Here is a 19,572-nt window from a genome sequence, read left to right on the forward strand (position 1 = left end):
CATGTGAGAGATGTCCCTGACGCCCAATGGGTCTGATTGTCACATCGGGGCCTTAGCCTGTAGTCATGTCCCGTTCTCCGCGCTCCTCCGACTCCACGCGCACTGCCGCCGAGGTGAACAAAGAGATCCGCGACCTGTGGCAGCGCTCGGGCGGCTGCCTGTCCCCGGAGGACGAGGAGCAGTACCAGCGTCTGCTGGTGGAGTGGGCCGCGGCGACGGGCGGCACCGCCCGGACCGCCGCCTGACGCGACGCGGCGCCCCGCACGGCGGGGGAACCGCCCTGCGGGGCGCCTTCGGCGCCCGATGGAGCCGGCTGCCGCCGGCCGGGTGGAGGATCCGGCCGGTCAGCGGTCGAAGTAATCCGGCTGCGTCTGCACATTGAGCTCGTCCAGCCGCACCCGCTTCGCCGGGTCGGTCCGCCGGTCGTCGAGCTTCAGGACGTCGAAGCCCTTGGCTATGTCGTTGGAGTAGATGTAGCCGTTGTAGTAGTACGCCGACCAGGGGCCGGCCGTGGTGACGGCGTCGGTGCTGACCGGACCGCGCTCGAAGTAGCCGATCTCCTTCGGCTTCGACGAGTCGGTGAAGTCCCACACCGACACCCCGCCCTGGTACCAGGCCTGGACCATCAGGTCGCGGCCCTTGACCGGAATGATCGAACCGTTGTGGGCGACACAGACCTCGGTGTCGGCCTGCGGACGGTCGATCTTGAAGTAGCTGCGGAAGACCAGCTTGCGGTGGTCTCCCCTGCCGACGATGTCGTAGATGCCGTTGGCGCCGCGCTTCGGGCCGATCTCCTCGTTGCAGGTGGCCGCGCCACCGCCGCCGAGCTCATCGGTGAAGACGACCTTGTCCGTCGTCTGGTTGAACGTCGCCGAGTGCCAGAAGGCGAAGTTCACATTGTCCTGCACCCGGTCGATGATCTTCGGGTTCTCCGGGTCCTTGATGGAGAAGAGCAGGCCGTCGCCCATGCAGGCACCGGCGGCCAGGTCCTTCGAGGGCAGCACGGTGATGTCGTGGCATCCGGTGGTCTTGGAGACGCCCGGGTTCTGCGGCGCACCCGGGTTGCCGCCGTCCGGGAAGAGCACCGGGAAGTTCACGACCGCGGCCTTCTCCGGCGCGTTGCGCGGCACCTTGATGACGGAAATCCCGTCGTGCGGCGGCTGGCAGTCGGGGAACGCCTCGCTCGGCGAGTACGAGGAGACGTACACGTACACGTTCTTGCGCTCGGGGACCAGGGTGTGGGTGTGCGATCCGCACGCGGTCTCGACGGCGGCGACGTACTTCGGGTTGCGCTTGTCGCTGATGTCGAAGACCTTCATGCCCTCCCACGAGGACTTCTCCGTGGCGGGCTGGGTGGTGCTGGTACAGGAGTTGTCGCTGCGCGAGGAGTCGGTGGACAGGAAGAGGAGGTTGCCCGAGACCGAGATGTCGTTCTGCGAGCCGGGGCACAGAACCTGCGCGACCGTCTTCGGGGACCTGGGGTTGCTGATGTCGAAGATCCGGAAACCGTCGTAGTTTCCGGCGAAGGCGTACTTCCCCTGGAAGGCCAGGTCCGTGTTGAGGCCCTTGAGCGCGTCCTTCGGAACGTTGGCCAGATGGGTGATGTTGTCGCTGTGGACGATCTCGTCCACACCGGGTACCTCGCCACTGCTGATGGCGGCCGTGGCTTCGGCCTGCTGGGCGGCGGAGACCTCGGTCCGGGCCGCGGCCGTGTCACCGGGGTCGGGCGTCGCGGCCGCGGGTCCGGCCATCAGCAGAGTGGCCAGCAGTCCGGCGGCTGCCGCCGCCGCACCCAGGCGTCTGCGCCGCACCGGGCTCGTGTGCAACGAATTCACTGCGTCCTCCCATGGATCCGAACGTAGTTGAACGGTTCACGGACCTCGGCAGTATCGTCCTTCCCATGGTGATCCCAACAGATGGCAACAGAGACGTAATGAAAGTTTCTGATCACCGCAGTGCGGAAGCGTGTCAGGACGATTGACAATCGCCCATATGGCCATGGAGGTCCACTTGTTGATCCGCCGTCAGACCATGTGTGTACGCAGATCCGTTCTCGTCGCGGCAGCCGTGTCCGCCGCGCTCGCCCTCACCGCGTGCGATGCGGGAGACGGCGGGAGTCGCACGAAGGCGCAGGCCGGCGGGGGTCCCTCGGTGGTGGCGCCGGGGAAACCGGGCGAGCCCGCCAGGACCCTCTCCGCCGAGGAGGCCGCCGAGGCCGCCGGGGACGACGCTCCCAACTCGGCCGACTACCGTTATGCGCAGATGATGATCCAACATCACGCCCAGGCCCTGGAGTTGACCGCACTCGTCCCCTCCCGCTCCGGCTCGTCCCCGGTGAAACGGCTCGCCGAACGCATCACGGCAAGCCAGAAGCCGGAGATCGGCGCCATGGAGGGATGGCTCACGCACAACGGCGGCGACCGGCACAAGTCCGCCCATGACCACTCGGCGATGCCCGGCATGGCGACCCCGGCGCAGCTGAAGAAGTTGCGCGAGGCGGACGGAGCCGCCTTCGACAGGCTCTTCCTCACGTTGATGATCACCCACCACCAGGGAGCGGTCACGATGGCGACCGAGGTGCTCGCGGAGGGAAACAACGTACAGATCGAGGAGATGGCCGGGGACGTCATCGCCCAGCAGACGGTGGAGATCGACAAAATGCGCACCCTGTCGCCCTGATGCCCGCGCGTCCCTCTCCCCCGCGCACCGCCCACCGGTGCCATGCTGGAGGGATCCTCGGGGAAGAGGTACGCCGTGCTCCGTGTCGCCGTCGTCGGCTCCGGTCCCAGCGGGGTCTACACCGCCCAGGCCCTGGTCGCGCAGGACCGGGTTCCCGATGTCCGGGTCCATGTGCTGGACCGGCTCCCCTGCCCGTACGGCCTGGTGCGCTACGGAGTCGCCCCGGACCACGAGAAGATCAAGTCGCTGCAGAACAGCCTGCGGACCGTTCTGGAACACGAGCGGATCACCTTCCTCGGAAACGTCGAGGTGGGCGGCGACGGGATCCCGCCCGAGCAACTCGGCGAGCTGTACGACGCGGTGGTCTACTGCGTCGGGGCCGCGACCGACCGCGCGCTCGCCGTCCCCGGCGAGGATCTGCCCGGCAGTTGCTCCGCCACCGAGTTCGTCGCCTGGTACAGCGCACACCCGGACGCGGCCCCCGACGGCTTCGCGCTCCGGGCGCGTTCGGTCGTGGTGATCGGGGTCGGCAATGTGGCGGTGGACGTGGCGCGGATTCTCGCGCGCAGCGCGCGGGAACTGCGTCCCACCGACGTACCGCACGGTGCGCTCGGCGCGCTGGCCGGCAGCCGGGTGCACGAGATCCACATGGCGGGCAGGCGCGGGCCGTCACAGGCCAGGTTCACCACCAAGGAGCTGCGCGAGCTGGGCGGGCTGCCACAGGCCCGGGTCGTGGTGGACGAGGCCGAGCTCGCCCGCGATCCGGCGTACACCGATCCGTCCGGCCGGCCCGTGGCCCCGTCCTCGCCCCCGAACGCGCCGCCCCTGACGGCGGCGGCGCGGCGCAACATGGAGGTGCTGCGCGGATGGGCCGCCGCCGGCGACGCGGGGGCGAGCACCGGCGGGCATCCGGTGCGCACCATCCACCTGCGGTTCTTTCTGCGCCCCGTCGAGCTGCTGGAGCGGGACGGCCGGGTGGCTGGGGTGCGCTTCGCCCATACGGTGCCGGACGGCAGCGGGGGCGTGCGCGACGCCGGTACGTACGAGGACGTCCCCGCCCAGCTCGTACTGCGGGCGATCGGCTACCGCGGGATTCCGCTGCCCGGCCTGCCCTTCGACCCGGTGCACGGGACCGTGCCGCATCTCGCGGGACGGGTGCTTCGGGACGGAGTGCCGTCGCCCGGGGAGTATGTGGCGGGGTGGATCAAACGGGGGCCGACCGGGGTCATCGGCTCGAACCGGTCGTGCGCGAAGGAGACGGTGGCTTCACTGCTCGACGACGCAGCACTGCTCACCGGGCGCGCCCCGGCAGCCGATCCTGTGGCGGCGCTGCGGGCGTGGGGGCTGTGTCCGGTGGAGTGGGACGGCTGGCTGTCCATCGAGCGGGCGGAGACGGCGCTGGGCCGGTCGCTGGGCCGGGAGCGGGTGAAGATCCCGGACTGGGCGGGGCTGCTGAGCGCCGCACGCAGGGGCGGCCCGGACGACGGGTGAGGCTACCGGTCCTCGCCGATGCGCTGTACCTGGCGGTTCGCCGCGTCGAGGACACGGCCGAGGAGCCCGGGGAACAGCGCCTCCAGATCGTCGCGCCGCAGGCCGTTCATCTTGGCCGTGCCCCGGTAGATCTGCTGGACGATCCCGTTCTCGCGCAGCACCCGGAAGTGGTGCGTGGACGTCGACTTGGACACCGGGAGGTCGAAACAGGAGCAGGAAAGCTCGGACTCGGCCGCGGCCAGCTCGCGGACGATGCGCAGTCGAATCGGGTCGGAGAGCGCGTGGAGCACCCCTTCGATGCGGATCTCGTCGCGCGCGGGGTGGTCGAGCACACGGCCCCCGGCCTCGGTGGCGCTTGCGACAGGGGTGCTGGCGGGGGTCACGACGGCTCCACTTCCTGGGACCGTTCCGGTTCCATGACGGGGATTGCTTCGGCCTCCATAATACGAGATCCGTCGTAGTTCGACATTCACCGGACGGTGGGCCTGTCACTCATCGCTCCGTGCGCGCGATGCCGCCTCGGGGCGTCGATGAGCCCGACGCCCCGAGCCGCCACCGCACGCACTTCAGGATCGTGAGGACCTGACGGACCGACCGGGCCTCCCGTCACCCACGGAGCAGGTCCGGGTTGTCGGCGAGCGAGGCGAGATGGGCGGCCGGGTCGGCGATCAGCTTGCGGTGCGCCAGGTCGAGCATCCCCGCCACGCCCGTGACCTCCGCCGCGACGGTGCCGTCCTCCTTGAGGATCTGCTGCGCGACCGTGAACGTCTTCCCCTCTCCGTACACGAACCGGCAGGTCACCCGGACCCGGTCGCCACCGCGGAGCTCCCGCAGGAACTTCACCGTCGTCTCCAGTGCGACCGGACCGACGCCGCTGGCCAGCAGCTTGTCCTGCGGCAGGCCGGCGGCGCGCAGGAGCTCCCAGCGGGCGTGCTCGGCGTACTGGAGATAGACGGCCTGGTTCAGATGCCCCTGCGTGTCGAGCTCGTAGCCCCGGACGGTCACGTCAACAAAAAAGGTCATGAACGCCCCAACCCCGTGACGTCTTTTGCCATTCCCCGTGTCCGCACCGCCCGCACCGCACCTCTTACGTACCTGTCATGCCCAGGTAACTTCCTGACCGCAAGAGCTTGCAGCAAAATTCCGGCAGACCTTGCTCAGCGGAACGGACTGCTCTCTCGAACCCCGAGGCGCGTCAGGGTTCTCCGGCTGCCCCGGCCCCCGGCCGTGGCCCTCCCCTGGAGACACACATGAAACGCACCCCACGCTCCGTACCGAGACGGCCCCTGGCGGCAGCCGTGGCAGCTGCCGGGCTTCTGGGGCTTCTCACCGCCGTACCGGAGAGCGCCGTACCGGAAACCGGCGCACCGTCCGCAGTGCCCGCCGCGGCGGCGGAGAACACCGCGACGGTCTTCTACTACACGAAGACCAGGAACTGGTCGGCGTACAACCTGCATTACGCGCCCGACGGCGGCTCGTGGACGACCGTGCCCGGGGCACGGATGGAGGCGGCCTGTACCGACTGGGTGAAGAGGACCGTCAGCCTGGGCAGCGCGTCCGGGCTGGCCGCGACGTTCAACGACGGCTCGGGCACCTGGGACAACAACGCCGGCAGGAACTACGCGCTGGGCACCGGGAACATCACCGTCAAGGACGGGGTCGTGGCCCACAGCGACCCCTGCGCCGGCTCCGGCCCGGACCCCTCGCCCTCCCCCACGGACGCCGACACCGCCTCGGTCTACTACTCGACGACCACCGTCGGCTGGTCCACCGCCAACATCCACTACCAGCCCGCGGGCGGATCGTGGACCACCGTTCCGGGCGTGGGCATGGAGGCGGCCTGCACGGGGTGGGTGAAACGGTCCGTCGATCTCGGCACCGCCACCTCCATGCAGGCCGCGTTCAACAACGGCAACGGGGTCTGGGACAACAACAACGGCCGCGACTACACGATCCCGGCCGGTGTCTCCACGGTGAAGGACAAGACCGTCACCGCCGACGCCGAGGACCCGTGCGCCACGGAACCCGCCGACACCGAGGCCCCCACCGTGCCGTCGAAGGTGCGCGCCGACGCGGACGGCGTCTCCGTCGTGCTGACCTGGGACCCCTCCACCGACAACCGCGGCGTCACCCGGTACCAGGTGACCCGGACCGGCGGCACCGGAGGCACCGGAGGCACCGGAGGCACGATGGTCACCGATGTCGGTTCCACGGTCTACTCCGACACGAACCTTGAGGAACGGACCGCCTACAGCTACACGGTGAAGGCCGTGGACGCGGCCGGCAACGTGTCCGCGGCGTCCGGTTCGGCCACCGCCACCACCGGCGACAGGCCCACCGCTCCGGCCACCGGGAAGCCACTGGGCACCGACCCGCGCAAGGACCCGATCTACTTCGTGCTCACCGCCCGGTTCAACGACGGCGACAGCGCCAACAACCGGGGCGGCAGCCAGCACGTGAAGTCCGGCAACGCGGCCAACAACGACCCCATGTTCCGCGGCGACTTCAAGGGCCTGGTCGACAGACTCGACTACATCAAGGGACTGGGCTTCTCCGCCATCTGGATCACCCCGGTCGTACTGAACCGGTCCGACTACGACTACCACGGCTATCACGGCTACGACTTCTACAAGGTGGACGGCCGGCTGGAGTCGGCCGGCGCCTCGTACCAGGACCTGATCGACGCCGCCCACGCCAAGGGCATGAAGATCTACCAGGACGTGGTCTACAACCACTCCTCGCGGTGGGGCGCCAAGGGCCTCTTCACACCGACGGTGTACGGAGTCCGCGACGACCAGTGGAGCTGGTACTACGACGAGAAGAGCGAAGGCTTCGAGTACGACGGGGTGAGTGTCGAACCGAAGTCCGGCAAGTCGTACTACAACGGCGATCTCTGGTCCACCGCCGAACCGTCCGGCAACACCTGTCTCAACTGGGGCAAGCCCACCGGCACAACCTCCGCCGAGGGCTACCGGCTCTACAACTGCCAGTGGCACAGCCCGACTTCGGGCATGTTCCCGAAGATCTACTATCACAACTGCTGGCTCGGGAACTGGGAGGGCGAGGACTCCCGGAGCTGCTGGCTGCACGAGGACCTGGCCGACTTCGACACCGAGAGCGCGCCCGTCCAGAACTACCTGATCGGCGCCTACGACAAGTACATCGACATGGGCGTCGACGGCTTCCGGATCGACACCGCCGTCCACATTCCGCGCACCACCTGGAACCGCCGTTTCCTGCCCGCCATCCAGGAGCGCGTCACCTCGCGGTTCGGCGCCGGGGCGGCGAAGAACTTCTTCGTCTTCGGCGAGGTCGGTGCCTTCGTGAACGACAAGTGGAACCGCGGCTCGGTCAACCACTCCGCGCAGTTCTTCACCTGGAAGGAACGCAAGGAGTACGACGCCGACGACACCAGGGCCGCACTGGAGATGTACGACTACGAGGAGCAACTGGGCACCGGATCCCAGCCCACCTCCACCAACGCCTTCCTGGACGGAAACGCCTACCACACACCGGATCACAGCCGCTTCTCCGGCATGAACGTCATCGACATGCGGATGCACATGAACTTCGGTGACGCCGGCAACGCCTTCCACAACGGCAAGGACTCGGACGACAGTTACAACGACGCCACGTACAACGTCGTGTACGTCGACAGCCACGACTACGGGCCCAACAAGAGCGGTGAGCGCTACGCGGGCGGGACCGACGCGTGGGCCGAGAACATGTCGCTGATGTGGACGTTCCGCGGCATCCCCACTCTCTACTACGGCTCCGAGATCGAGTTCCAGGCGGGCAAGAAGATCGACTGCGGGCCCGGCTGCCCGCTGGCGAGCACCGGTCGCGCCTACTACGGCGACCACCTCGCGGGCTCAGTCGAGGCCTCCGGCTTCGGCAAGGTGGCGTCGGCCACCGGCGAGGTCGCCAACACGCTCGCCAAGCCGCTGGTCAGACATCTTCAGCGGCTCAACGAGATCCGGCGCGCCGTGCCCGCGCTGCAGATGGGCCAGTACTCCACGGAAGGCATCACCGGTTCGATGGCGTACAAGCGCCGTTACACCGACGCGGCGAGCGGGACCGACAGCTTCGCGCTGGTGACCGTCACCGGCGCGGCCGACTACACCGGGATCCCCGACGGCACCTACCAGGACGTCGTCACCGGGGACACCCGGGTCGTGTCGGACGGCAGGCTGTCGGTCGCCGCGCCCGGCAAGGGAAACCTGCGCGTCTACGTCCTCGACCTGGGCGGCCGGAACGCGGCACCCGGCAGGATCGGCGAGGCGGGTCCGTACCTCAAGTAGTGGCCGTGGATTCGCGGACGACGAGGCGGTAGCCGGGGCGCGGACGCCGTGGTTCGGGCACCGGGCTGCCGGAGAGCCGTTCGACGAGGCTGTCGACCGCGAGCCGGGCGATCGCTTCCTTGTCGGGGGCGATCGTGGTGAGCGTGGTGGCCCCGTAGAGGCTCTCCTCGATGTTGTCGAAACCGACGACGGCGACATCCTCGGGGATGCGCAGTCCGCGTGAAGCGAGGGTGCGCATCGCGCCGATGGCGATGAGGTCGTTGTACGCGAACACCGCGTCGGGCCGCTCTCCTTGGTCCAGGAGAGCGGCCATGGCGCTGGCACCGTCCTCGCGCCCGTAGCCGTCGGTGACCACCACCAGCGACTCGTCGGGCTCGATACCGGACGCGGCGAGCTCCTCGCGCCAGCCGCGCAGCCGCAGATGGGCGGGCTGGCGCTCGCGTCCGGTGCGGGAGCCGAGGAAGGCGATCCGGCGGTGGCCGCCCTCGACGAGATGGCGGACGGCGTCACGGGAGGCGGCCACGTTGTCGATGGCGATGTGGTCGTACGGTGCCTCGTACTCCCGCTCGCCGAGCAGGACCAGGGGGACGGTCTCGGTGCGTGCCATCAGGTCCTCGGTCTCCAGATGGATCGGGCTGAGGATGAGGCCGTCGATCACATGGGACCGGAAACCCTGGCTGACCAGGAGTTCCTTCTCGCGGAGGCCCGCGGTGTGGTCGACCAGGACGGTGTAGTCGTGCCGGGCGGCCGCATCGACGACCGCGCCCGCGAGCTCGGCGAAGTACGGGTTGCCGAACTCGGGAACGGCGAGCGCGATGATGCCGGTGCGGCCCTTGCGCAGATGGCGTGCGGTGAGGTTCGGCCGGTAGCCGAGCTCGTCGATGGCCTGCTGCACCCTGGCGCGCATCTTCGGTGTGACGTGCTGATAGTTGTTCACCACGTTCGACACGGTCTTGATGGACACGCCCGCCCGTTGTGCAACGTCCTTGAGGCTGACGCCCACGGCACTCCCCGACTCTGCTCGATGCGCACTCGGGCGCGGTGGTCCGGCTCGGCTCAGCCGGTTCCGCGGCCGCGCGCCAGATAGCGCTGGGCCACGACGACAACGATAAGGAACCCTCCGCTGACCACGGACTGGTACGAGGAGTTCAGCGAGCCGATCTGGTTGATGAGGTTCTGGATGACGGCCAGCAGCAGTACGCCCCAGAGGGTGCCGCTGACCGATCCGGCGCCGCCGGCGAGGAGGGTGCCGCCGATGACGACGGCGGAGATCGCGTCGAGTTCCATGCCCACGCCCACGATGGTGACGCCGGAGGAGAGCCTGGCCGCGTTCAGCGCACCGGCGAGTCCGGCCAGCAGACCGCTGAGCGTGTACACAAGGAGTTTCACGCGCGCGACGGGCAGGCCCATGAGGGTGGCCGCGTCGCCGCTGCCGCCGACGGCGAAGAGGGTCTGTCCGAACGAGGTGCGCTGCAGCAGCAGACCGCCCGCGCCGAACAGCACCAGGGCGATGAGGACCGGGTGGCCGAAGCCCCGGACACTGCCCTGCCCCAGCTCGGCGAAGGCGGAGCCCTTGGGTACCAGGTAGGTGGTGGCGCCCTCGTCGGTGAAGGCGAGGAGCATGCCGCGGGCCGCCAGCAGGGTCGCCAGGGTGACGATGAAGGGGGCCATCCCGGCGCGGGCGATCAGGAATCCGTTGAGCAGTCCGATCGCCCCGCAGACCACGAGCGGTACGAGCAGCGCGGGCAGGATGCCCCATTGCGAGGCCCACGCGGCGAGCACCCCGCCGAGTGCGAAGACGGAGCCGACGGACAGGTCGATGCCGCCGGTGATGATGACCAGAGTCATGCCCAGGGCGACCACGGCGAGGAACGACGCCTGCACGGTCACACCGCGGGCGTTGTCCAGTGTGGCGAACGTCGGGTAGACGAACGAGGCGACCAGCACGACGGCGAGCAGCACGGCGAGCACGCCCTGGCGCCGGAGGAGCCCGACGAGCCGTTGCGCAGGTGTGGGCCGGGGCCCGGGCCGCCCGTCCGCCGGGCGGGGCGCGCCGTCCGCGGATGCCGCGGGGTTCTTGTGCGGCGGGGGGACCTGGGCCACCGCCGCGGGTGTGGTTTCGTTCATCGGGACCGACGCTCCCGGGCGATGTAGACGGCGGCGATGATGATGGCCGCCTGGGCGATCTGTGCGGTGGAGTCGGGCAGGTCGTGCTTGACGAGGGTGGCGCGCAGCAACTGCATCAGCAGGGCGCCCGCGACGGTGCCGAGCACGCGGACGGAACCGCCGTTCAGGGGGGTGCCGCCGACCACGACCGCCGTGATGGCGGAGAGTTCCATGAGGGTGCCGAGCGAGGAGGGGTCGCTGGCGGTGAGCCTGGCCGTGGCGAGGATGCCGGCCAGGGCGGCCAGCACGCCGCACAGCACGTATACGCCGATGAGTACGCGCCGCACGGGCAGTCCGGCCAGGGCAGCTGCGGAACGGTTGCCTCCGACGGCGACGATCCGGCGGCCGAAGGTGGTGCGCCGGACGAGGAAGGCCACGGCCGCGGCGAGGATCGCGGCGATCAGCACGACGAGCGGGACGCCGAGGAGCGAGCCGGTGCCGAGCGCGAGCAGGTCGGGGTTGACGATCTGCTTGAGCTGTCCGTCGGCCATGACGAGGGCGAGTCCCCGGCCTCCGACGAAGAGTGCGAGCGTGGCGACGATCGGTTGCAGTCCGACGACCGAGACCAGGGTGCCGTTGACCACCCCGACGGCGGCGCCGGCGAGCAGTGCGACGGCGAGCGCGGGCACGAGCCCGTATCCGAGGTAGAGCGGCAGCAGAGCGGTGGCGAGCGCCATCGTCGAGCCGACGGACAGGTCCACACCCTCGGTTCCGATGACCAGGGCCATGCCGAGGGCGACGATGACGACGGGGGCGACCTGGACGAGCTGGGTGCGCAGATTGCCGGCGGTCATGAAGTGCTCGGTGAACAGCGCGTTGAAGACGAGCACCGCCGCCACGGCGACATACACGCCGTACTCCTGGTACCAGGCGGGGTCGCGCAGCCGGTCCAGGGGGCGGGCGCGGGCCTGGAGGGCGGCCTCGGCGGTCATCGCGGGTCCTCCTGTGCTGCCGGGGCCTTCGCGCAGGGCGCCGTTGAGTGGTCGGCGAGCACTTCGAGCAGATGGCTCTCGGTCACCGTGTCGCCCGCGAGTTCGCCCGCCACCGAGCCGCCGCGCAGCACGACGATGCGGTCGGCGCCCTCGATGAGTTCCTCGATGTCGGAGGAGATGAGCAGGACCGCGAGGCCCTCGCGGGCGAGGTCGTCGATGAGGCTCTGGACCTCGGCCTTGGCGCCGACGTCGATGCCTCGGGTCGGTTCGTCGAGCAGCAGCACCTTGGGCTCCAGGCAGAGCCAGCGGGCGAGGAGTACCTTCTGCTGGTTGCCGCCGGAGAGTTCGCCGACCTTCTGCTCGGGGCTCGCCGCCTTGATCCGCAGCCGCTTCATGAAGGTGTCGACGACGCGGTCCTGCTTGCGGCGGGAGACCACACCGAAGCGGGAGAGCCTGGGCAGGGCGGCCAGCACGATGTTCTCGCGCACGGAGAGGCCGGGCACGATGCCTTCGGCCTTGCGGTCCTCGGGCAGCAGACTGATCCCGGAGCGGATGGCACCGGCCGAGCCGATCCTGCGCAACTTCCGCCCACCGATCGTGATTTCGCCCGAGTCGAGGCTGAGCGCACCGGCGAGGGCCTTGGCCGTCTCGCTGCGGCCGGAGCCCAGGAGGCCGCCGAGGCCGAGCACTTCGCCGCCGTACAACGACAGGGATATGCCGTGGATCCGGTGGCGCCGGTGGAGGCCGGTCGCGGTGAGCACGGGGGTGCGTGCCGTGTCGTGTCCTTCGCCGCCGAAGCGGGTCAGGCCGGTGCGGCGGACCTCGGACAGATCGCGGCCGAGCATCATCGAGACCAGTTGCATGCGGTCGAGGCCGGCGAGGTCGCCGGTGTGGATGTGGCGGCCGTCGCGGAGCACGGTGACGCGGTCGCAGATCCGGTAGAGCTCGTCCAGGCGGTGGCTGACGTAGAGGACGGCGATGCCCTGGCCGCGCAGGTTCCCGATGACGCGGAAGAGGGTTTCGACCTCGCGCGGTTCCAGCGAGGAGGTGGGTTCGTCCATGATGACGACCTGGGCGTCGATGGAGACGGCGCGGGCCAGGGCGACCATCTGCTGGGTGCCGATGCCTAGCGTGTGCAGGGGTTTTCGGGGGTCGACGGATATTCCGAAGTCGTCGAGCAGTGCGGCGGTCTCGCGGTGCATCCGGGCGAAGTCGATGAGACCGAGGCGGTTCTTGGGCTCACGGCCGAGGAAGATGTTGCGCGCCACGCTCATCAGCGGGACGAGGTTCACCTCCTGGTAGATGGTGGAGATCCCCGCCTGCTGGGCCTCGGACGGCCGCGCGAACCCGACGGGGTGTCCGCTCAGCCGGAGCTCTCCCCCGTCGGGCCGGTGGACACCGGTCAGGACCTTGATCAAGGTGGACTTTCCGGCGCCGTTCTCCCCCACCAGCGCATGGGTCTCCCCGGCGCGCAGGGAGAAGGAGACGTCGTCGAGCGCGACGACGCCCGGGAACCGCTTGCTCACCGCGCGGGCTTCGAGGACGGCTGCGGCCGAGGACGGGGTGGTGGTCGCCGTTCCCGGGTGGGCGGCCTCCGGAGGGGCCTGCGGCGCGGGCTCCGGTGACGCCATGTCAGTAGGCCCCGCCGAGAGAGGACTTGGCGTTGGACTCGTCGTACGCCCGGTCGGAGATGATGACGTTCTCCGGGATCTCCTCGCCGCCGTAGAACTTCTGGGCGGTCGCGAAGGCGAGCGGCCCGAAGCGCGGATTGGATTCGATGACGGCGTTGTACTCGCCGTTGACCAGGGCCTGTACGGCGTTCCGGGTGCCGTCCACGGAGACGATCTTGATGTCCTTGCCGGGCTTCTTCCCCGCGGCCTTCAGCGCGGTGACGGCGCCGAGACCCATCTCGTCGTTCTCCGCGTAGACGGCGGTGATGTCGGGCTTGGACTGGATGAGCTGCTCCATGACCTGCTGGCCCTTGTCGCGGGCGAACTCGCCGGTCTGCTGGGCGACGATCCGCAGGCCGGGGGCCCGGGCCGCGACCCGGTCGACGAAGCCCTTGGTGCGGTCGGTGGTGACGTTGTTGCCGGACGCTCCGAGGAGGATGGCGACCTTGCCCTTGCCGCCGGTCGCCTTGATCATCGCGTCGGCCGCGCGCTTGCCCTGTTCCACGAAGTCGGAGCCGAGAAAGGCCACATAGTCCTTGCAGGCGGTGGAGTTGACCTTGCGGTCGATGGTGAGCACCGGGACCTTCTTGGCCGCCGCCGCCTTGAACGCCGGTTCCAGACCGTCGGAGTTCAACGGTGCGACGATCAGGAATTGGGCACCCTGGGACAGCATGTCCTGGATGTCGCTGATCTGCTTGGAGAGCTGCGACTGCGCGTTGGTGGTGAGCAGCTTCTTCACGCCGATCTTCGCGGCCTCGTCCTTGATGGACCGGGTCTCGGCGATACGGAACGGGTTGGCTTCCTTCTCCGACTGCGAGAAGCCGACGACCGTGTCCTTCAGGTCCAGCTTCGGTGCGCCGTACGTCTGCAGCGAGCAGCCCGAACCGGAGCTGCTCCCGGGGGACTTGGCCGCCTGGGCGGCCTGGCTGCTGTCACCGCCCGCGTCGTCCGCGGTCTCCGGCCTGGAGCAGCCGGAGGCGGCCAGCGTGGCGGTGGCGGTGAGGAGACAGGCCAGGGCGAGGGTACGGGATCGGCGCTGGGTCATCATGCGCGGGACGCTCCTTGGCGGGAGGACGGCACGCTGGCCGGCGTGCGGCGGTGGCATGGCGGCGACTCGGTTTACAACGTTATATAGGCGGTGTGACGCGAGCGGCAAGATGTCGTCGAGTTGTTTCTGAGGCGCACCGAGCCCACTCGATGAAGTGCCCGGATCCCTTGCGGATCAAGGCCGCAGGTGCTCACCACCGACGCGTTCCGCTCTCCGGGCAGCGCACGGAATGAGACGATCACCCCCATGGGCGGATGGTCAGGACGCGTGCCCGGGTGGGTGGTCGCACTTGTGGCTCTGTACGTCGCGGTCCTGGTCTTCGTGGGTGCCGGTTCACACTTCGCCGACCTTCTCGGCAAGGGCCTGCGTCCTTACGAGTGGGCGCCGGCCTGGCTGAACCTGTACTGGTCCTCGCTGGCGTTCCTGGACTCACTGGCCGCCCTGCTGCTGCTCCGCGGGAGGCGGGCCGGCGTGGATCTGATGTGCGCGATCATGGCGACCGATCTGGCGGCCAACTGGTATGCGGCATACGGAATCCAGCACATCGGCGTGTCCGCGCAGCCGGGATTGCTGCGCCTCGCCGCGTTCACCCTCTTCGTTCTCGTGACGGGCCCCTTCGCCCGCGCCCGCCTCTCCGCCGCGCCCGCCTCCGGGTGAAACTCGGTACGGACGCACCGAACCGGCCCGGGGCCCCATGACGTCGCGCGTCGTGCGGGACCGGCCGGGCCGGTGCGGTGCGAGTGGTGGTTCCAGTGGTCAGACCGCGCGGAGATACTGCTCCGGCTTGCGGAGTTCTCCGCCCAGCTCGCGGGCCGCCTCCTGCGCCCACGACGGGCTGCGCAGCAGCTCGCGCCCGAGGAGGACGGCGTCCGCCCGGCCCTCGGTGAGGATCTTCTCGGCCTGCTGCGGCTCGGTGATCAGGCCCACCGCCGCCACAGGCAGCGAGGTCTCGGTCCGGACCCGCTCCGCGAAGGGGACCTGATACCCCGGCCCGGTCCCGATGCGGGCGTGCGGGGCGTTTCCACCACTGGAGACGTCCAGCAGATCGACCCCGTGGGCCTGGAGCTGCGCGGCCAGCCGGACGGTCTCGTCGACGGTCCAGCCCTCGCGCTCGTCCTCGTCGTTCTCCGTGAGCCAGTCGGTCGCGGAGATCCGGAAGAAGACGGGCAGTTCCTCCGGCCAGACCTCGCGCACCGCGTCGACGACCTCCAGGGCGAGGCGGACGCGGTTCTCGAAGCTGCCGCCGTACTCGTCGGTGCGCCGGTTGCTGTGCGGGGAGAGGAACTGTCCGATGAGGTAGCCGTGGGCGCCGTGGACCTCGGCCACCTCGAAGCCCGCGTCGAGTGCGCGGCGCGCGGCCTCGCGGAACCGGTCGACGATGCCCTGGATCTCTTCCGTGGTCAGCTCGTGCGGCACCGGGTGGCCGTCGTCGAACGGCAGCGGGCTGGGAGCGACGGGCGTCCAACCGTGCGCCTCCGGCCCGACCGGCTGTCCGCCCAGCCAGGGGGCCGCCGTGGAGGCCTTGCGTCCGGCGTGCGCGAGCTGGATACCGGGGACGGCCCCCTGCCCCTTGATGAACCGCGTGATCCTGCGGAGCGCGGCGACCTGGGTGTCGTTCCAGATGCCGAGGTCGGCGGGGCTGATCCGGCCCTCGGGGCTGACGGCCGTCGCCTCGGTGAGGATGAGCCCGGTTCCGCCCGTGGCCCGCGCGGCGAGGTGGGCGAAGTGCCAGTCGGTCGCGACGCCCGCGTCCGGCCCGTCCGGTGCGGCGCTGTACTGGCACATGGGCGCCATCCAGATCCGGTTGGGAATGACGAGCGACCGCAGGGTGTAGGGCTCGAAGAGGGCACTCACGTCGGACTCCGTTTCGACGGGTACGGAAGGATCGCTAGTACGATACATCCCGTACTACGACACCCGTCAAATTACGATGCCTCCCGTACAAGGCTCGGGCCGGGACGGGTGCGGCGGGACGAGCGGAGCCGGTCAGCGACTCCCGCCGCGCCGCCGGAGTGTGATCCCGGCTTCCGCGTCATAGCCCTGGGTCCAGCTGCGGCCGGCACCCGACTTCCAGGTGACGTGGACGGTCGCCCCGTCGACCCTGATGCCGTCCACCGTCATGACCCGGTCACCGTCCCGCACATCCCCTCGACGCAGCTCGCGCGCCATGACGGTGACGGGGCGCGCCGACGCCGCACCGTCGGCCTCGTCCGCCGCGCGGGCGAGCGCCGCCGCCAGCTCGCGGGCGCGGGCGGGGGTGCAGATCAGCGACAGCTCGCCCGAGGGCGTCGTGACCCTGATCCCGACCCGCGCCCCGACGGGGTCGACCTCCAGACCCGCTCCGCGCCCCTCGGCGTCCTCGATCCCGCTCGTCATCGCTCCACTCGTCCCTTCGCCCGGTTCTCGTCCGCCCGGCACATCGGCGGCCGGCGTCGCGCCGGCTCCTCGGTGAAGTATCCGGTGTCCGCGGCGGCCCGGCCGCGGTGGGCGAACACGTCGGGAGCGGCGGTCCCGAACGCCGGGAGGTCATGGGCGCCGGCCGACGCGGGGCGGCCGCCACCCGGGCACGGGTATTGCGATTGCGGGCCGGCCGGGGCGCTGCGTAACGTCATCGGCCATGACGACCCCTGCCCTGCACACCGCACGACTGCACCTGGAGCCGTACACGCCCGCCGACGAGGAGGACTTCGTCGCGCTGTTCCAGGACACCCGGGTATCCCGCTGGATGGGGGAAGGGCCGCAGACCGAGGCCGAGGACCGCGCGCTGTTCGGACGGGTCTTCAGCAAGGTGTACGCACAGGACCTGTTCGATGTCTGGGCGGTCCGGCACGAGGGCACGTTCATGGGCCATGCGGAGATCAAGCCGTCCCCGGCAGCGGGCGGCCACGAGATCGTCTACGCGCTGGCCGCCACCGCGTGGGGACAGGGGTTCGGCACCGAGATCGCGCAGGCACTGACCGGGTACGGGTTCGACGAGCTCGGGCTCACGGAGGTGCATGCCACGGTGGCCGCCGAGAACACCGCGTCGTTGGCGCTGCTGGAGCGGATCGGTTTCCGGCATGTCCGGGACATCGCGGAGGACGACGGCGGCACGACGCGGGTCCTGACCCGCTCCGTCGCGCCCGAAGCAGCCGGGGCCGGTCAGCCCCGGTAGACGTCCAGACGGCCGCACATGCCGAACTTCCCGTATCCGGAGGGCTGTTCGGCATGGACACAGGCGTCGGCGAGATACCCTCCGTCGCCGCGCGCCACCGCGTCCAGCTGCTCGCCGGTCACCTCCGAGGCCGCGGCGGCTCCCCGCCGCCAGCGCTCACGCCAGCCCTCGGCCCTCGGGCGTACGAGTGCGGCCGCGGCCCGGTGGAAGGCGGCGAGCGGTTCGGGGTCGCCCGCCCCGGCGGCCCGGCGCAGGGCGAGAAAGCCCTCGACGGCGAGGTCACGGCGGGCGCGGGCGGCCCGTTCCTGCTCCGCCTCCGAGCCGTCGGCGGGCAGGGTCACCGCCGCCCGGTAGACGTCGGGGTCCGCCAGCCGGTCCGGCGGCAGGGTGAGCACGGCGTCGCCCGCCTCCGGCAGCCCGCTGTTCTCCATGAGGACGACGATGCGCAGCCCGTTCCCGTTGACGAGCCGGTGGATCGTGCCCGGCGTGAACCACACCAGCGCGCCCGGCTCAAGCGGCGTTTCCCGGAATCCCGACGCGGTGAGGGTCTGCACCGAGCCGGTGCCCCCGACCACCACGTACCCCTCGGAACAGGTGAGGTGGAGGTGGGGCGTCCCGCCGCGCAGGCCGTCCGCGGCGGGCCAGTCGTACACCCGCAGATGGGACACGGCGACCGCGCCCGGCAGCCCTTCGAAGGTCGGCACAGCTGCTCCTCGGTCTCTCCGCCATGAGGCCCGCGCATGGTGCACCTGAGGGGCCATCAGCCTCAGCAAGCGCTTTCTCCTACTGGGGAACCGTACCCGCGCCCGCCTCGACGCAACAGGGGCCGGATGTCGGGCGGCCGCCTTGCGGGCCACTGTCAGTGGCCCGGTGCAGACTGACCCTTATCCGACACAACGGCGTTTCGGGAGGTCCGGTCATGACCGACGTACTGCTCACCGTGGGCACCCGCAAGGGACTCTTCATCGGCCGCGGGCGCGATGGCGCATGGGAGTTCGACGGCCCGCATTTCAATGCCCAGGCGATCTATTCCGTCGCCATCGACACCCGCGGACAGGTCCCACGGCTCCTGGTCGGCGGTGACAGCGCGCACTGGGGCCCGTCGGTCTTCCGCTCGGACGACCTGGGCAGGACCTGGGCCGAGCCACGACAACCGGCCGTGAGGTTCCCGCCGTTCACCGAGGCGTCGCTGGAGCGGGTCTGGCAGCTGCATCCGGCCGGCCCCGAGGCGCCCGATGTGGTGTACGCGGGGACCGAGCCCGCCGCGCTGTTCCGTTCCGAGGACGGCGGGCAGTCCTTCGAGCTGGTCCGCCCGCTCTGGGAGCACCCGACGCGTCCGAGATGGGAGCCCGGCGGTGGCGGTGAGGGACTGCACACCATCCTGACGGATCCGAGGGACGCCCGGGCGGTGACCGTCGCGGTCTCCACGGCCGGAGTGTTCCGCACGAAGGACGGCGGCGCCGGCTGGGCCCCGTCGAACAAGGGGGTGTCCGCGGTCTTCCTGCCCGACCCGCATCCGGAGTTCGGTCAGTGCGTCCACAAGGTGGCTAGGGACGCGGTCGATCCCGACCGCCTGTACCTCCAGAACCACTGGGGGGTGTTCCGGAGCGACGACTCCGGGGACAACTGGACCGACATCGGGCAGGGTCTGCCGTCGGACTTCGGTTTCGCCGCGGCCGCGCACCCCCACCGCGCGGACACCGCGTACGTCTTCCCGCTCAACGCCGATGCCGACCGGGTGCCCGCCGAGCACCGCTGCCGGGTCTTCCGCACCGGCGACGCGGGCCGCACCTGGGAGCCGCTGTCGGCGGGCCTGCCCGAGGAGGCGCACTACGGCACGGTGCTGCGCGACGCACTCTGCACGGACGACGCCGACCCGGCAGGCGTCTTCTTCGGCAATCGCAACGGCGAGGTGTACGCGAGCGCGGACGACGGGGACAGCTGGCAGCAGCTCGCCTCGCATCTGCCGGACGTCCTGTGCGTGCGGGCGGCGGTGATCGACACCTGAGCCCGGTCACCGGCCCGCGGTCCTCCTCGGCATGCCCCTGCCCGCCATCGGACCAACTCGTCGCCCCGCAGCATCGGTTCCGCGTCATCCGACGCGACAGGAGGCAACCCCCGAGCTTCACTC

General features: G+C 70.2%; 18 protein-coding genes. 7 read left to right on the forward strand and 11 right to left on the reverse strand.

The window, feature by feature from the left end; genetic code table 11:
* The first annotated feature begins 65 nt into the window (after nucleotides 1–65).
* Complete coding sequence (locus AB0D53_RS33075; protein ID WP_329820653.1) at nucleotides 66–245, forward strand: hypothetical protein; 180 nt, start codon at nucleotides 66–68, stop codon at nucleotides 243–245.
* Nucleotides 246–344: 99 nt separating this feature from the next.
* Here AB0D53_RS33075 and AB0D53_RS33080 read toward each other — a convergent pair whose 3' ends face one another.
* The gene (locus tag AB0D53_RS33080; RefSeq protein ID WP_362452901.1) at nucleotides 345–1,835 is read right to left on the reverse strand and encodes a hypothetical protein; all 1,491 of its coding nucleotides are present in this window, start codon (nucleotides 1,833–1,835) and stop codon (nucleotides 345–347) included.
* 157 nt (nucleotides 1,836–1,992) lie between these two features.
* Between AB0D53_RS33080 and AB0D53_RS33085 the strand changes: the two genes are divergently transcribed.
* Together AB0D53_RS33085 and AB0D53_RS33090 are read left to right on the forward strand one after the other, a co-directional pair.
* Nucleotides 1,993–2,679, forward strand: a complete 687-nt coding sequence (locus tag AB0D53_RS33085) for a DUF305 domain-containing protein (protein ID WP_362452902.1) — start codon at nucleotides 1,993–1,995, stop codon at nucleotides 2,677–2,679.
* A 75-nt stretch (nucleotides 2,680–2,754) separates the two neighbouring features.
* Nucleotides 2,755–4,170: an FAD-dependent oxidoreductase gene (locus AB0D53_RS33090; RefSeq protein ID WP_362452904.1), complete on the forward strand. Its 1,416-nt coding sequence runs from the start codon at nucleotides 2,755–2,757 to the stop codon at nucleotides 4,168–4,170.
* A gap of 2 nt (nucleotides 4,171–4,172) precedes the next feature.
* On the opposite strand, the gene AB0D53_RS33095 is transcribed toward AB0D53_RS33090, so the two are convergent.
* Together AB0D53_RS33095 and AB0D53_RS33100 are read right to left on the reverse strand one after the other, a co-directional pair.
* On the reverse strand, nucleotides 4,173–4,553 hold the full coding sequence (locus tag AB0D53_RS33095) for a helix-turn-helix domain-containing protein (RefSeq protein WP_362452905.1): 381 nt from the start codon (nucleotides 4,551–4,553) through the stop codon (nucleotides 4,173–4,175).
* Between the two features lie 223 nt (nucleotides 4,554–4,776).
* On the reverse strand, nucleotides 4,777–5,193 hold the full coding sequence (locus AB0D53_RS33100; protein ID WP_362452907.1) for a thioesterase family protein: 417 nt from the start codon (nucleotides 5,191–5,193) through the stop codon (nucleotides 4,777–4,779).
* Between the two features lie 227 nt (nucleotides 5,194–5,420).
* Here AB0D53_RS33100 and AB0D53_RS33105 point away from each other — a divergent pair, with 227 nt between their 5' ends.
* Nucleotides 5,421–8,471 carry a carbohydrate binding domain-containing protein gene (locus AB0D53_RS33105; protein ID WP_362452909.1) on the forward strand — a complete coding sequence of 1,017 codons (3,051 nt, stop codon included), beginning with the start codon at nucleotides 5,421–5,423 and terminating at the stop codon, nucleotides 8,469–8,471.
* Here AB0D53_RS33105 and AB0D53_RS33110 read toward each other — a convergent pair.
* From AB0D53_RS33110 to AB0D53_RS33130, 5 genes are read right to left on the reverse strand one after another with little or no spacing between them, the layout of a single operon-like run.
* Nucleotides 8,464–9,474, reverse strand: a complete 1,011-nt coding sequence (locus AB0D53_RS33110; protein ID WP_362452911.1) for a LacI family DNA-binding transcriptional regulator — start codon at nucleotides 9,472–9,474, stop codon at nucleotides 8,464–8,466. The two genes, AB0D53_RS33105 and AB0D53_RS33110, sit on opposite strands and share 8 nt — an antisense overlap.
* 53 nt (nucleotides 9,475–9,527) lie before the next feature.
* Nucleotides 9,528–10,598: an ABC transporter permease gene (locus AB0D53_RS33115; RefSeq protein WP_362452913.1), complete on the reverse strand. Its 1,071-nt coding sequence runs from the start codon at nucleotides 10,596–10,598 to the stop codon at nucleotides 9,528–9,530.
* Nucleotides 10,595–11,569, reverse strand: a complete 975-nt coding sequence (locus AB0D53_RS33120) for an ABC transporter permease (protein ID WP_362452914.1) — start codon at nucleotides 11,567–11,569, stop codon at nucleotides 10,595–10,597. The genes AB0D53_RS33115 and AB0D53_RS33120 overlap by 4 nt, the downstream gene beginning before the upstream one ends.
* The gene (locus tag AB0D53_RS33125) at nucleotides 11,566–13,200 is read right to left on the reverse strand and encodes a sugar ABC transporter ATP-binding protein (protein ID WP_362452915.1); all 1,635 of its coding nucleotides are present in this window, start codon (nucleotides 13,198–13,200) and stop codon (nucleotides 11,566–11,568) included. Before AB0D53_RS33125 ends, AB0D53_RS33120 begins: the two co-directional genes overlap by 4 nt.
* A gap of 1 nt (nucleotide 13,201) precedes the next feature.
* The gene (locus AB0D53_RS33130; protein WP_362452917.1) at nucleotides 13,202–14,287 is read right to left on the reverse strand and encodes an ABC transporter substrate-binding protein; all 1,086 of its coding nucleotides are present in this window, start codon (nucleotides 14,285–14,287) and stop codon (nucleotides 13,202–13,204) included.
* 279 nt (nucleotides 14,288–14,566) lie between these two features.
* On the opposite strand from AB0D53_RS33130, the gene AB0D53_RS33135 reads away from it, so the two are divergent.
* A complete protein-coding gene (locus AB0D53_RS33135; RefSeq protein WP_362452919.1) occupies nucleotides 14,567–14,944 on the forward strand; it encodes a hypothetical protein in 378 nt (125 codons plus the stop codon).
* Between the two features lie 99 nt (nucleotides 14,945–15,043).
* Here AB0D53_RS33135 and AB0D53_RS33140 read toward each other — a convergent pair whose 3' ends face one another.
* A complete protein-coding gene (locus AB0D53_RS33140) occupies nucleotides 15,044–16,141 on the reverse strand; it encodes an NADH:flavin oxidoreductase/NADH oxidase (protein WP_329820665.1) in 1,098 nt (365 codons plus the stop codon).
* Nucleotides 16,142–16,273: 132 nt separating this feature from the next.
* Nucleotides 16,274–16,663, reverse strand: coding sequence for a hypothetical protein (locus AB0D53_RS33145; RefSeq protein ID WP_362452921.1), 390 nt, complete (start codon nucleotides 16,661–16,663; stop codon nucleotides 16,274–16,276).
* Between the two features lie 241 nt (nucleotides 16,664–16,904).
* Here AB0D53_RS33145 and AB0D53_RS33150 point away from each other — a divergent pair, with 241 nt between their 5' ends.
* A complete protein-coding gene (locus AB0D53_RS33150) occupies nucleotides 16,905–17,441 on the forward strand; it encodes a GNAT family N-acetyltransferase (protein ID WP_362452922.1) in 537 nt (178 codons plus the stop codon).
* On the opposite strand, the gene AB0D53_RS33155 is transcribed toward AB0D53_RS33150, so the two are convergent.
* Nucleotides 17,429–18,145, reverse strand: coding sequence for a cupin (locus tag AB0D53_RS33155; protein WP_362452923.1), 717 nt, complete (start codon nucleotides 18,143–18,145; stop codon nucleotides 17,429–17,431). The genes AB0D53_RS33150 and AB0D53_RS33155 overlap by 13 nt on opposite strands.
* Before the next feature lie 215 nt (nucleotides 18,146–18,360).
* Here AB0D53_RS33155 and AB0D53_RS33160 point away from each other — a divergent pair, with 215 nt between their 5' ends.
* Nucleotides 18,361–19,449, forward strand: coding sequence for an exo-alpha-sialidase (locus AB0D53_RS33160; RefSeq protein ID WP_362452924.1), 1,089 nt, complete (start codon nucleotides 18,361–18,363; stop codon nucleotides 19,447–19,449).
* Nucleotides 19,450–19,572 lie beyond the last annotated feature (123 nt).

Origin of the sequence: Streptomyces sp. NPDC048295, from assembly GCF_040652135.1 — a bacterium.
In the GTDB taxonomy this organism is placed as follows: Bacteria; Actinomycetota; Actinomycetes; order Streptomycetales; family Streptomycetaceae; genus Streptomyces.